The 14,175-nt window shown below is 66.7% G+C and carries 10 protein-coding genes; all 10 read left to right on the top strand.

From position 1 onward, the window contains the following. Positions 1–39 precede the first annotated feature (39 nt). The 10 genes from CBW66_RS09035 (at position 40) to CBW66_RS08990 (ending at position 14,170) form a co-directional block, all read left to right on the top strand. Positions 40–1,209, top strand: a complete 1,170-nt coding sequence (locus CBW66_RS09035; protein ID WP_070224601.1) for a patatin-like phospholipase family protein — start codon at positions 40–42, stop codon at positions 1,207–1,209. Positions 1,210–1,329: 120 nt separating this feature from the next. Then, complete coding sequence (locus tag CBW66_RS09030) at positions 1,330–5,493, top strand: two-component regulator propeller domain-containing protein (RefSeq protein ID WP_230492004.1); 4,164 nt, start codon at positions 1,330–1,332, stop codon at positions 5,491–5,493. Between the two features lie 86 nt (positions 5,494–5,579). Beyond that, a complete protein-coding gene (locus CBW66_RS09025; RefSeq protein ID WP_086138818.1) occupies positions 5,580–6,290 on the top strand; it encodes a response regulator in 711 nt (236 codons plus the stop codon). Positions 6,291–6,383: 93 nt separating this feature from the next. Beyond that, on the top strand, positions 6,384–8,003 hold the full coding sequence (locus tag CBW66_RS09020) for an AMP-binding protein (protein WP_086138817.1): 1,620 nt from the start codon (positions 6,384–6,386) through the stop codon (positions 8,001–8,003). After that, positions 8,000–10,387, top strand: coding sequence for a bifunctional salicylyl-CoA 5-hydroxylase/oxidoreductase (locus CBW66_RS09015; RefSeq protein WP_086138816.1), 2,388 nt, complete (start codon positions 8,000–8,002; stop codon positions 10,385–10,387). Before CBW66_RS09020 ends, CBW66_RS09015 begins: the two co-directional genes overlap by 4 nt. Before the next feature lies 1 nt (position 10,388). After that, positions 10,389–11,189: an SDR family NAD(P)-dependent oxidoreductase gene (locus tag CBW66_RS09010; RefSeq protein WP_086138815.1), complete on the top strand. Its 801-nt coding sequence runs from the start codon at positions 10,389–10,391 to the stop codon at positions 11,187–11,189. Between the two features lie 13 nt (positions 11,190–11,202). Continuing rightward, on the top strand, positions 11,203–11,724 hold the full coding sequence (locus tag CBW66_RS09005) for a MarR family winged helix-turn-helix transcriptional regulator (RefSeq protein WP_086138814.1): 522 nt from the start codon (positions 11,203–11,205) through the stop codon (positions 11,722–11,724). Positions 11,725–11,734: 10 nt separating this feature from the next. Beyond that, complete coding sequence (locus tag CBW66_RS09000) at positions 11,735–12,589, top strand: enoyl-CoA hydratase family protein (protein WP_086138813.1); 855 nt, start codon at positions 11,735–11,737, stop codon at positions 12,587–12,589. Position 12,590: 1 nt separating this feature from the next. Next, positions 12,591–13,742, top strand: coding sequence for an acyl-CoA dehydrogenase family protein (locus CBW66_RS08995; protein WP_086138812.1), 1,152 nt, complete (start codon positions 12,591–12,593; stop codon positions 13,740–13,742). 35 nt (positions 13,743–13,777) lie between these two features. After that, positions 13,778–14,170: a RidA family protein gene (locus tag CBW66_RS08990; protein ID WP_086138836.1), complete on the top strand. Its 393-nt coding sequence runs from the start codon at positions 13,778–13,780 to the stop codon at positions 14,168–14,170. The last annotated feature ends 5 nt before the right edge of the window (positions 14,171–14,175 follow it).

Raw genomic sequence — 14,175 nt, 5'->3', positions numbered from 1 at the left:
CTTTTCCACAAAGCATCCAGACCCTGCTAATCTGCCGGCATGGGAATGCAAAATAAAACAGGCTTGATACTCACGGGAGGAGGCGCCCGTGCCGCCTACCAGGTGGGCGTGCTGCAGGCGATTTCGGCGATTCTGTGGGAAGCGGGCTGGGCGCCGGCGCGCAACCCGTTCGACATCATCTGCGGCACCTCGGCCGGCGCCATCAACGCCACGGCGCTGGCCTGCCGTGCCGACAACTTCGGCGAAGGCGTGCAAAAGCTGCTCGACGTGTGGCAGCACATCGAGGTCGAGCAAGTGTATCGGGCCGATTCGCTGGGCGTGATCCGCTCGGGCGCGCGCTGGCTGTCCTTGCTGTCGTTCGGCTGGCTGCTGCGCCAGTGGCATGCGTCGCCGCCCAATTCCCTGCTCGACAATACTCCGCTGGTCAGCCTGCTGCACCGCATGCTCGACCTGCCGCGCCTCGATGCCGCGCTGGCCGACGGCCTGCTGCATGCGCTGGCCGTGACGGCGTCGTCGTATTCGGGCAGCCGCCACATGACGTTTTACCAGACGGCCGGGGATATCGCGCCCTGGGTGCGCACGCAGCGCCTGGCCTTGCCCGACCAGATCGGCGTGGAACACTTGCTCGCCTCGGCCGCCATCCCCTTCATCTTCCCCGCCGTGCCCTTGTACGTGGGCGGCCAGCGCGAATACTGCGGTGACGGCTCCATGCGCCAGCTGGCGCCGATCTCGCCGGCGATCCACCTGGGCGCGAACAAGGTGCTGGTGGTGGGGGCGGGACGCATGACGGAACCGGCGCCCGCCGCGTCCGAAGCGGCGCGCTACCCGAGCCTGGCGCAGATCGCCGGCCACGCGCTGTCGTCGATCTTCCTCGATGGTCTGGCCGTCGACATCGAGCGCCTGAACCGCATCAACCTGACCCTGTCGATGCTGCCGCCCGAGCTGCTGGGCAAGACGGCCTTGCGGCCGGTGGAGCTGCTGGTGATCGCGCCGTCCGAGCGGCTCGACGCCATCGCCAGCCGGCATATCGGCAGTTTGCCGCGTCCCATCCGCACCATGTTGTCGGGCATCGGCGCGGCCGAAGCGCGCGGCGCGGCGCTGGCATCGTATTTATTGTTCGAATCGACGTATACTAACGAGCTGATCCGTCTTGGACAGCGCGATACGCAGGCCCGCAAGGACGATGTACTGGCGTTTTTTGGTTCTTGAGACGGCCCCCGGAACAGCTGCCGGAGTTTTCGCGTTTTTTTTGACAGGACGATTGTGCGGGTATTTCGACGTGTTTGCGATGTTGCCTTACTGTTAATTTTGCTGGCGGGCGGATGGGCCGTGGCGGCGCCTGCGCCCACCCTGCGTTTCGACCAGCTCAGCGTCGACCAGGGCCTGGCGCAGGAATCGGTGCTGGCCATCGCCCAGGACCGGCAAGGCTATATGTGGTTCGGCAGCCAGTCCGGCCTGAGCCGCTATGATGGCTACCGCATGGTCGTCTACAAGAATATCGAGGGCGACAAGACCAGCCTGACCGACAACTGGGTCGGCGAGCTGCATGTCGATAGCCAGGGCCAGTTGTGGGTGGGCACGGACAATGGCCTGGACCGCTTCGACGCCGCCAGCCAGACCTTCATCCATTACGTCCCGGCCGAAAAGAGCAAGCGCGGCAACGGCAACCGGCATATCCACGCCATTCTCGACGATGGCGCGCGCGGCTTCTGGATCGCCACTTCGGACGGCTTGCAGCATTTCGATCCCGCCACCGGCGCCTTCCGCACCTGGCACCATGAAGCAGGCAACCCGCACAGCCTGGGCGACAATGAAATCAAGGCGCTGGCGCTCGATGCGCAACAGCGCCTGTGGATCGGCACGGTAACGGGCCTGGACATGCTGGCACCGGGCAGCGAGCGCTTCGAGCATTTCGCCGTCGACGCGACGCCCGGCTCGAAGTACAACGTGATCCAGTCGCTGCTGGTCGACCGCCAGCAGAACCTGTGGATCGGCACCATGGCCGGCGCCGAGCGCTGGCGCCTGGGCGCCGCCGGCCAGGCGCCGCAGGCACGCGTGCGCTTTGGCGAGAAGCATGGCTTTTCGGCCATCCGCGTGGCCAGCCTGTACCAGGATGTCGACGCCACCGTCTGGCTGGGCAGCAATGCCGACGGCTTGTTCCGCTGGCTGCCCGACAGCGACACCTTCCTGCAGTACCGGCACCAGACGGGCGACAAGTTCAGCGTCGCCGACAACCAGCTGTCATCCTTGTACCGCGACCGCGCCGGCACTTTCTGGGTCGGCTCCTGGTACAACGGCGTGAGCCGGGTCGACCTGGGCAGCGGCGGCTTTTCGCGCATGGCGCGCGCGCCCGGCGACGTGGGCGCGCTGGCGGACAAGAAAGTGCGCGCCGTGGCCGACGCGGGCAATGGCAAGCTGTGGCTGGCCACCAAGGGCGGCCTGAAACTGTACGACACGCGCGACGGCAGCTCGCGCCTGTTCGACCTGCGCAGTTCGCCCGGCATGTCGCGCGACGAACAGGTCACCACGCTGTACAAGGCGCCGGACGGCACGCTGTGGGTGGGCGGTTCGACGGGCTTGCACCGCTTCGATCCGGCCCTGGGGCGCTTCTTTACCATGCGCTTTGCCGCCGGCGACCCGAACAGCGATACCATCCGCAATATCGTGAGCGACCGCAGCGGCATGCTGTGGGTCTCGACGCGGGGCGGCGTGCACCGCTTCGACCCCGTTACCAAGCGGTTTACCACCTACCGCCACGATCCGGCCGACCCGAACAGCCTGTCCGACAACATGGTGCGGCCGGTGCTGGAAGACAGCAAGGGGCGGCTGTGGATCGGCTCCTTCCACGGCCTGGACCTGCTGGACCGCGCCAGCGGCCGCTTCCGGCATTTCCGCCACGATCCGCAAGACCCGCAAAGCCTGAGCCACGACGAAGTGCATTTCCTGCACGAAGACAAGCGCGGCGTGCTGTGGGTGGGCACGGCCAATGGCTTGAACCGCATGGATGCCGACGCCAGGGGCGGGATCCGCTTCCGGCGCTTTCTGCGCAAGGATGGCATGGCCGACGATGCCGTCGCCAGCATCCTCGGCGACGACAACGAACAGCTGTGGCTGAGCACGAACAGCGGCATCACGCGGCTCGACATGCGCAGCGGCCTGTTTCGCAACTACGACAGCGCCGATGGCACGGTGGAAGGCTCTTACTTCGACGGTGCGGCCCTGCGCGCGTCGGACGGTACCATGTATTTCGGCGGCTTCAACGGCATGACGGCGTTCATGCCGCAGGATATCCACGACAACCGCGTGCCGCCGCTGGTGGCCGTCACGGAACTGCAGATCTTCAACAAGCCGGTGGCCATCGGCCGCGGCGAGTTCGCGCATGTGCTCAAGAAGGCCATCGACCATACGCGCGAGCTGGTGCTGACCAGCCGCGAAAGCGTCTTTTCGCTGGAATTCGCGGCCCTGCATTTCGCCGCGCCCCAGCGCAATATGTTCGCCTACCGCCTCGAAGGCTTCGACCAGGACTGGGTCATGACGGATGCGGGGCGGCGCTTTGCCACCTACACCAACCTCGATGCGGGCAATTACGTGTTTCGCGTCAAGGCGGCCAACAAGGACGGCGTGTGGAACGAGAGCGGCGCCACGCTGGCCATCACGATTTTGCCGCCGTTCTGGAAGACCTGGTGGTTCCGCACGCTGATGGCGGTGCTGCTGCTGGGCGCCGTGTATGGCGCGTACCGGCAGCGCGTGCGCGCGCTGCGGCGCCAGCAGAACGAGCTGGAAAAACTGGTCGGCGAACGCACGGCCGAGTTGCAGAGCAAGGAAATCGAGGTGCTGGCCCAGTCGGAAAAGCTGGCGCAAGTCAACAGCAGCCTGACGAAAAACGAGGAAAGCCTGCGCCAGGCCAAGCGCAAGGCCGAGGATGCGACGCGCCAGAAGTCGGAATTTTTGGCCAATATGAGCCACGAGATGCGCACGCCGCTGGCCGGCGTGATCGGCATGCTGGGCTTTGCCTTGCGCGACGAGCAGCTGCACGACGCCACGCGCGAGCAGATCCTGCGCGGCCAGGCCAATGCCCAGTCGCTGCTGGTGATCATCAATGACTTGCTCGATTTTTCCAAGATCGAGGCGGGCAAGCTGAGTATCGAGAACATCGACTTCGCGCTCGGCGCGGCCATCGAAACGGTCGTGACCCTGTTCGAGGAGCAGGCGGCCGCGCGCAGCATCGGCTTCTCCATCGATTTCGCGCCCGACCTGCCCCCCTTCGTGGTGGGTGACCCGACCCGCTTGCGCCAGGTGCTGGTCAACCTGGTCGGCAATGCCTTCAAGTTCACCCAGCGCGGCGGCGTCAGCGTGTGTGTCGAGCGGGCCGGCGTGGCCAGCGGCAGCGGCGGACGCCGTGTCAACCTGATTCGCTTTAGCGTCAGCGACAGCGGCATCGGCATCGATGCGGACGCGATGGCGCGCCTGTTCCAGAAGTTCGAGCAGGCCGATGCCAGCACCACGCGGCGCTATGGCGGCACGGGGCTGGGTCTGGCGATCTGCCGCCAGCTGGTCGAACTGATGGAAGGCGAGATCGAGGTGGCCAGCACGCCGGGGCAGGGCAGCACGTTTGCCTTCACCTTGCCGCTGGCCGATGGCGTGGCGCCGCCGCTGGTGCCGCAGGTGGCGCTGGCGCCGCACAGCCACCAGTTGCGCGTGCTGTGCGCGGAAGATTTTCCTACCAACCAGATCATCATCCGCGTCATGCTCGAGGAACTGGGACACCGGGTCGACGTGGTCGCCAATGGCATGCTGGCGGTGGCGGCCTGCGTGCATACGCGCTATGACCTGATCCTGATGGACGGGCGCATGCCGGAGATGGACGGCGCCACGGCGACGCGTCTGATCCGCGTGGGCGGCTGGCCGGACCAGCCCGTGCGCGACCAGGAACTGATGATCGTGGCCCTGACGGCAAATGCCAGCGAAGAGGACCGCAGCCGCTATCTGGGCGTCGGCATGGATGATTTCCTCAGCAAGCCGGTGGACGAAGCGGCGTTGCATGGCTTGCTGGCGCGCGCCATCGAGCGCCAGCTGCAGCGCGGTTTCATGTTGCCGCGCATGCCGTCGAACGCGCCGCGCGCTAGCGCGCGGGGGCAGGCGGAACTCGACGCCCTGTTCGGCGTCGCGCCGGCCATCCCCGCGGCGGCGCCCGCCCAATCCGGCCGCGGCGGCGAACTGCAGCGGCGCATCCGCGTCGCCTTTGTCGCCGACCTGGAGGGGCGCCTGCGCGAACTCGACAATGCCCTGGCGGCGCAGGACCAGGACAACGCCGGGCGCCTGCTGCACGGATTGAAGGGTAGCGCCGCCTATCTCGATGAAACGCAGCTGCACATGCTGTGCACGGAAATGGAAGAGGCGGCGGACGGCGGGCGCTGGACGCAAGTGGCCCTGCATTTGCCGCAATTGCGCGCACTGTTGGCGCAAATAGCCGTTTCGGGCAAGGAAATGTAAAATAGGCAATTCCAGCCGTGGAGCGCGCGGCGAAACTGGGTAGAATACGGCCAGGCACCCTGACGCCGCCGGCAATGGAGAAAGCAATGAAAGTACTGGTGGTTGACGACGATGTCGTGTCGCGCATGGTATTGATGCATCTGATCGACAGCTGCGGCGTGCACGATATCGTGGAAGCCGAAGATGGCGCGGCGGCGTGGGAGCAGCTCGAAGGCGGCTTGCGCCCCGCGCTGTGCTTTTGCGACTTGCGCATGCCGCGCCTGTCCGGCATGGAGCTGCTGCAGAAAATCCGCTCCGACAGCGCGCTCGACGCCATGCCGCTGGTGCTCGTCTCGTCGGCGAATGACCAGGACACGGTGCGCGACGCCGTGCAGGCGGGCGCCGCCGGCTACATCGTCAAGCCCTTCCAGCCGGAGCAGGTGCGCCGGCATATCGACGCCTGTTTCGACGTCTCCGCCTTGCCGGCCGAGGCGCCGCGCGACACCTTGCAGCGGCTGGGCATCGACGACGAACGCCTGCTGGCCTACTTGACGGGCTTCCAGGGGCAGATAGTCGCCGCCAGCGAACAGGTCGACGCCTTGCTGGCGCGCGGCGAACCGGCCCAGGCGCGCCAGCAGCTCGAACGGCTGTACCTCGGTTGCCGCACCCTGGGCTTGCACGGCGCGCAAGCCGGCATGAGCGCGCTGCTGCAGTCGGCGGTGCTCGATGGCGAGCAGATACAGGCCGTGCTGGCCGCGCTGGCGCGCAGCGCGGCGCAGCAGGCACGTTTGCTGCGCCAACAGGATGACGCTGACTGAGTTTTCTGTTTTCTGCTTGCTGGAAAAATACTTTAGGTTTAAAGTATCTGCTTCCGGGCCTTGTGCACGCGCCCGTCACCAGCCAGGATGAGCATGAGCAGCGACCCTTCGCCTACCACCGCATCTCCCCAGGACGACTTTGCGCGCGCGCACCTGCCGCCGCGCGCACTCTGGCCGCAGCTGTGCCTCGACTTGCCTGAGCTGCAGTATCCGCCGCGCCTCAATTGCGTCGCCGCGCTGCTCGATGCGGCCGTGGCCGACGGCGGCGGCGAGCGCACCGCCATCCTGGCCGACGGACAGCGCTGGACTTACGCGCAGCTGGCGCGGCAGGTCGACCGCATCGCCCATGTATTGCGCGCCGACCTGGGCCTGATCCCCGGCAACCGCGTGCTGCTGCGCGGCGCGAATACGCCCATGATGGCCGCCTGCCTGCTGGCCGTGCTGAAGGCCGGCTGCATCGCCGTGCCTACCATGCCGCTGCTGCGCGCGCGCGAACTGTCCGCCATCCTGGCCAAGGCGCAAGTCAATGCCGTGCTGTGCGCGCAGGGCTTGCGGGGGGAGCTCGACGGCTTGCCCGGTTTGCCGCCCATGCTGTGCTTCGGCGCCGAGGGGTCCGAGCTGGAGCGGCGCATGGCGGCCCACGCCGCCCCCTTTTCCGCATGCGATACGGCGGCCGATGACGTCTGCCTGATCAGCTTTACCTCGGGCACGACGGGCGTCCCCAAGGGCACCATGCACATGCACCGCGACCTGCTGGCCATCTGCGACTGCTTTCCCCGCTCCATGCTGCGGGTGCGCCCCGATGACATCTTCATCGGCACGCCGCCGCTGGCGTTTACCTTCGGCCTCGGTGGCTTGCTGCTGTTTCCCCTGCGCTTTGGCGCGGCCACCGTGCTGCTGGAAAAACTCACGCCCGAGACCCTGCTGCGCGCCATCGGCGCCTATCAAGCCACGATCTGCTTCACGGCGCCCACCTTTTACCGTCAGATGGCGCCCCTGGCGGCCGGCCACGACCTGCGCAGCCTGCGCTTGTCCGTGTCGGCCGGCGAGGCGCTGCCGCTGGCCACGCGCGACGCCTGGCAGGAGGCGACGGGACTGGCCATGACGGATGGCATCGGCGCCACCGAGATGCTGCACATCTTCATTTCCGCCACGGGCGAGGGTATCCGCCGCGGCGCCATTGGCAAGGCCATCCCCGGCTACCAGGCATGCATCGTCGACGATGCGGGCGTGCCGCAGCCGCCCGGCGTGACGGGCCGCCTGGCCGTGAAAGGCCCTACGGGCTGCCGCTACCTGTCCGACCCGCGCCAGCGCGAGTACGTGCAGAACGGCTGGAACCTGACGGGCGACACCTTCGAGATGGATGCCGACGGCTATTTCTATTACCGTTCGCGCAGCGACGACATGATCGTCTCGGCCGGCTACAACATCGCCGGCCCGGAAGTGGAGGAGGCGCTGCTGCGCCATCCGGCCGTGGCCGAATGCGGCGTCGTCGGGCGCGCCGATGCCGAGCGCGGCCAGATCGTCGAGGCGCACGTGGTGCTCAAGGACGGCTGCCAGGCCGGCGACGCGCTGGCGGCCGAACTGCAGGACTTCGTGCGCCAGCAGATCGCCCCGTATAAATACCCGCGCGCCATCCGTTTCCTGCCTGCGCTGCCGCGCACGGAAACGGGCAAGCTGCAGCGCTTCAAACTTCGCACGGACACCCCATGAATATCGTCTGCATCGGCGGCGGCCCCGCCGGCCTGTATTTCAGCCTGCTCATGAAAAAGCAGAATCCGGAGCACCGCATCACGGTCATCGAGCGCAACCGCCCGTACGACACGTTTGGCTGGGGCGTGGTGTTCTCTGACCAGACCCTGGGCAACCTTGCCAATGCGGACGAGCCGACGGCGCGCGCCATCCTGCAGGCGTTCAATCACTGGGACGATATCGAGATCCACTTCAAGGGCCAGACCGTGCGCTCCGGCGGCCATGGCTTTTGCGGCATCGGCCGCAAGCGCCTGCTCAATATCCTGCAGGCGCGCTGCGAGGAACTCGGCGTGCAGCTGGTCTTCGAGACGCAAGTGCAGGACGACCAGGCCATCGCGAAGCAGTACGGCGCCGACCTGGTGATCGCCAGCGACGGCTTGAACAGCCGCATCCGCACGCGCTATGCGGCCAGCTACCAGCCCGAGGTCGACCAGCGCCATTGCCGCTTCGTCTGGCTGGGCACGCGCAAGAAATTCGAGGCGTTTACGTTCGCCTTCCGCCAGACTGAGTTTGGCTGGTTCCAGGCGCATATCTATCAATACGATGGCGACACTTCCACCTTCATCGTCGAGACGCCCGAACACGTGTGGCGCGCGGCGGGCCTCGACGCCATGAGCCAGGATGAGGGCATCGCCTTTTGCGAAGCGCTGTTCGCCGAGGAACTCGATGGCCACGGTTTGCTGAGCAACTCGCCCCACCTGCGCGGCTCGGCGCAGTGGATCACCTTCCCGCGCATCGTCTGCCGGCAATGGGTGCACCGCCAGGACGGCGTGCCCGTCGTGCTGATGGGCGACGCGGCCCACACGGCGCATTATTCGATCGGCTCGGGCACCAAGCTGGCGCTGGAAGACGCGATCGAGTTGGCGCGCTGCTTCGGCCAGCATGCCGACGCCGATGCTGGTACGGATGCCGCGCTGGCCGCCTACCAGCAGCTGCGCGCCATCGAGGTGCTGAAAATCCAGAGCGCGGCGCGCAATTCCATGGAGTGGTTTGAAAACGTCGAGCGCTACAGCGCCATGGAGGCGCCGCAGTTCGCCTACTCGATGCTCACACGCAGCCAGCGCATCTCGCATGAAAACCTGCGCCTGCGCGATCCCGCCTATGTGGCCGGCTATGAATCGTGGCTGGCGCGGCGCGCCGGAGAACAGGCCGATGTGGCCATGCCGGAACAGCCCGTGCCGCCCATGCTGACTCCCTTCCGCCTGCGCGGCGTACTGCTGAAAAACCGCATCGCCGTCTCGCCCATGGCGCAGTACAGCGCCGTCGATGGCGTGGCGGGCGACTACCATCTGATGCATCTGGGTGCGCGCGCCATGGGCGGCGCGGGCCTCGTGTTTGCCGAGATGACGTGCGTGTCGGCCGATGCGCGCATCACGCCCGCCTGTCCCGGCATGTACAGCGAAGCGCACACGCAGGCCTGGCGGCGCATCGTCGATTTCGTGCATGGCAACAGCGACGCCAAGATCGCCCTGCAGCTGGGCCACGCGGGCGCGAAAGGCTCGACGCGGCCCATGTGGGACGGCATCGACCAGCCGCTCGGGGAGGGCAACTGGCCGCTGATCTCGGCCTCGGAACAGCAGTATCTGGCCGGCGTGTCGCAGGTGGCGCGGGCGGCCACGGAAAGCGACCTGGCGCGCATCGAACAGGACTTCGTGCGCGCCACCCTGGCCGCCGCCGTCGCCGGTTTCGACTGGCTGGAACTGCATTGCGCGCACGGCTATCTGCTGTCGAGTTTTATTTCGCCGCTGACCAACCGCCGCACGGACGAATATGGCGGCAGCCTGGAAAACCGCTGCCGCTATCCGCTGCGCGTGTTTCGCGCCATGCGCGCGGCGTGGCCGCAGGATAAACCGATGAGCGTGCGCATCTCGGCCCACGACTGGGTCGAAGGCGGCATCACGCCCGACGATGCCGTCGTCATCGCGCGCCTGTTCAAGCAGGCGGGCGCCGACCTGATCGACTGTTCCTCGGGCCAGGTTAGCAAGCGCGAACAGCCGGTCTACGGGCGCATGTTCCAGGCGCCGTTCGCCGACCGCGTGCGCAACGAGGCGGGCATTGCCAGCATGGCCGTCGGCTCGATTTTCGAAGCGGACCACGCCAACAGCATCATCGCCGCGGGGCGCGCCGACCTGTGCGCGGTCGGCCGGCCGCATTTGGCCAATCCGGCCTGGACGCTGACGGAAATGGCGCGCATCGGCTACAGCGGCGCCGGTGCAGCCTGGCCGAAACAGTACCGGCCGGGCCAGCAGCAGCTGGAACGCAATCTGCAGCGCGAGCGCCAGCTGGCCGCCGCCAACACGGGCCTCACGCCGCAACAGGTGGCCGCGCGGCTGCTGGAGGGATGACATGAGCAAGCAAGCATTGATGGACGCATTATCAGGAAAACATGCGCTGGTGACGGGGGCCGGCGGCGGCATCGGCCTGGCTTGCGCGGGTGCCTTGCTGGACGCGGGCGCCAGGGTCACGCTGGCCGGACGCGATGGCGCGCGGCTGGCGCGCGCGCGCATGCAGCTGGAAGAGGCGGGCCATGCGGGCAGGGTGGCCATCTGCGTGCTCGACGTGAGCGTGGAAGCGTCCGTGCAGGCCGGCTTCGCACAGGCCGCCGCGCACTTCGGCCGCATCGATATATTGATCAATAACGCGGGCCAGGCGCATGCGGCGCCTTTCGGCAAGACCGATGCCGCCATCTGGCAGCAGATGCTGGCCGTGAACCTGACTGGCGTGTTCCACTGCTGCCATGCCGCCATGCCGGCCATGCTGGAAGCGGGCTGGGGGCGCATCGTCAACGTGGCGTCGACGGCGGGCCTGAAAGGCTATCGTTACGTCAGCGCCTATGTCGCCGCCAAGCATGGCGTGATCGGCCTGACGCGCGCGCTGGCGCTGGAAGTGGCGCCGCGCGGCGTCACTGTCAACGCCGTCTGCCCCGGCTACACGGAAACGGACATGGTGGCGCAAGCCGTGCAGAACATCGTGCGCAAGACAGGGCGCGGCGAAGAAGCGGCGCGCGCGGAATTGGCGGCCAGCAATCCCCAGCAGCGGCTGGTGCAGCCGCGCGAAGTGGCCGATGCGGTGGCCTGGCTATGCCTGCCCGCGTCGTCCGCCATGAATGGACAGTCGATCGCCGTCGCCGGCGGCGAAGTCATGTAACTGAATGAAGATTATGGATAAAGAACCCGAAAATTTGCACGACGAACCCGTGCTGGACCTGGCCAGCCGGCTGACGCAAGACCACCACCAGTCGCTGAAATTGTGGCTGCGCATGCTCTCGTGCACGGTGAAGATTGAAAACGAAGTGCGCACGCGCTTGCGCGCCACCTTCGGCATCACCTTGCCCCGTTTCGACTTGATGGCGCAGCTCGAGCGCTTTCCCGATGGTTTGCGCATGGGCGAGCTGTCCAGGCGCATGATGGTCACGGGCGGCAATATCACGGGCATCACCGACCAGCTGGAGCAGGAAAAACTCGTGGCGCGCGTGGTCGACCCGAAAGACCGCCGGTCATACAGCGTCAAGCTGACGCCGGCCGGCCGGCGCGCGTTCGACGAAATGGCGCGCGTGCACGAAGGCTGGATCGCCGAACTGCTGCACGGCGTGACGCCCGATGATAAAACCCGTTTGATCGAACTGCTGTCGCAGATGAAACAGCACTTGAATGAACACGATCGTGACACCATCGATAAATAAAGGAAGCACCATGCGTCATCTATCCGGCCAGCCGCAAGACCTGCCAGGCAACCGTGCCAGCCTGGCCGGCTACGCCGCGCGGCATTTTCTGTTTGCCGTCGACGCAGGCGTCGCCACCTTGACCCTGCACCGGCCCGAGCGCAAAAATCCGCTCACCTTCGATTCGTATGCGGAATTGCGCGAGCTGTTCCGCGCGCTGGCGCATGCGGACGACGTCAAGGCCGTGGTGATCACGGGCAGCGGCGGCAATTTCTGCTCGGGCGGCGATGTGCACGACATCATCGGTCCGCTGACGCAGCTCGACATGCCCGGCTTGCTGGCGTTTACCCGCATGACGGGCGACGTGGTGAAAGCCATGCGCGCCTGTCCGCAGCCCATCATCGCCGCCATCGACGGCATTTGCGCAGGCGCCGGCGCCATGCTGGCGCTCGCTTCCGATATCCGCATCGGCACGGCGCGCAGCAAGACGGCCTTTTTGTTTACCCGCGTGGGCCTGGCCGGCTGCGACATGGGCGCCTGCGCCTTGCTGCCGCGCGTGATCGGCCAGGGCCGCGCCGCCGAGCTGCTGTACACGGGGCGCTCCCTGGCCGGCGCCGAGGCCGAGCGCTGGGGCTGGTTCAACCGCCTGGTCGAGCCGGAAGAATTGGCCGAGGCGGCGCGGCTGTTCGCCGCCGGCCTGGCCAGCGGCCCCACGTTCGCGCACGGCATGACGAAAAAAATGCTGCAGCAAGAGTGGAACATGGGCGTCGACGAGGCCATCGAGGCGGAGGCGCAGGCGCAGGCCATCTGCATGGCCACCAACGATTTTCATCGGGCCTATCACGCCTTTGTGGCGAAAGAAAAACCGCAGTTCGAGGGCGATTGAGATGAATGACAAGACTTACCTGGAGTGGCCGTTTTTCGAGGCGCGCCATGCGGAACTGGAACGCGCACTCGATGCCTGGGCGGCGCAGCATCTTGGCGACGAGCATGGCAGCGATGTCGATGCGGCTTGCCGCGCGCGGGTGGCGCAACTGGGGCAGGGCGGCTGGCTGACCTACGCCACGGGCAGCGATGGCAAGATCGACACGCGCGCCATTTGTCTGATGCGCGAAACGCTGGCGCGCCACGATGGCCTGGCCGATTTCGCCTTTGCCATGCAGGGACTCGGCTCCGGCGCCATCGGCCTGTTCGGCAGCGCCGGGAACAAGGCGCGCTATTTGCCGGACGTGGCCAGCGGCAAGCGCATCGCCGCCTTTGCCATGTCCGAGCCGCAGGCCGGCTCCGACGTGGCGGCCATGGCGTGCGCGGCGCGCCGCGACGGCGACGACTATGTGCTCGACGGCGAAAAGACGTGGATCTCGAACGGCGGCATCGCCGACTTTTACGTGGTGTTCGCGCGTACGGGCGAGGCGCCCGGCGCGCGCGGCATCAGCGCCTTCATCGTCGACGCCGACAATCCCGGGCTGGAAATCGCCGAGCGCATCGCCGTCATCGCGCCGCATCCGCTGGCGCGCCTGCGCTTTGCCAATTGCCGCGTGCCCGTGTCGCAGCGCCTGGGCGAGGCGGGACAGGGCTTCAAGGTGGCGATGGCGACACTCGACGTGTTCCGCACCTCGGTGGCCGCCGCCGCCCTGGGCTTTGCGCGGCGCGCCTTCGACGAAGCGCTGCGTCATGCGACGGCGCGCCAGATGTTCGGCCAGACCCTGGCGGACTTCCAGTTGACGCAGGCGAAATTGGCGCAGATGGCCACCGGCATCGATGCTGCCGCCTTGCTCACCTACCGCGCCGCGTGGCAGCGCGACCAGGGCCGCAAGGTCACGAAGGAAGCGGCGATGGCCAAGCTGACGGCCACCGAGACGGCGCAGCAGGTGATCGACGCGGCCGTGCAGCTGTTCGGCGGCATGGGGGTGGTCAGCGGCCATCCGGTCGAGCGCCTGTACCGCGAAATCCGCGCCTTGCGCATCTACGAGGGCGCCAGCGAAGTGCAGCAATTGATTATCGCGCGCGAACTGCTGCGCGAGGCGGCGGACGCATGAATCGCATGAACCGCATGGACGACGAGGAAAACCATATGCAAGTGTTACAACCAGCGGGATGGGCCAGGCCGCGCGGCTATGCGAACGGTATCGCCGCCAGCGGCCGCACGGTGTACGTCAGCGGCATGATAGGCTGGGATGCGCAGGGCCAGTTTCATACGGATGACTTTGTGGGACAGGTGCGCCAGGCCTTGCAAAATATCGTTGCCGTGCTGGCCGAGGCGGGCGCCTTGCCCGAGCACATCGTGCGCATGAACTGGTATGTACTGGACAAGAAGGAATATGTGGCGGCATATCCACACATTGGCGTTGCCTACAGGGAAATTATCGGCAAGCATTTTCCAGCCATGACGGCGGTGCAGGTGGCGGGGCTCATCGAGGACAGAGCGAAGGTCGAGATCGAAGTGACGGCGGTGTTGCCTGAATGAATTAT

It is taken from the genome of Janthinobacterium sp. GW456P, from assembly GCF_002127655.1.
In the GTDB taxonomy this organism is placed as follows: Bacteria; Pseudomonadota; Gammaproteobacteria; order Burkholderiales; family Burkholderiaceae_D; genus Janthinobacterium.
Note: the sequence above shows the minus strand (reverse complement) of the source record. Positions and strands in the feature narration are given on the sequence as shown.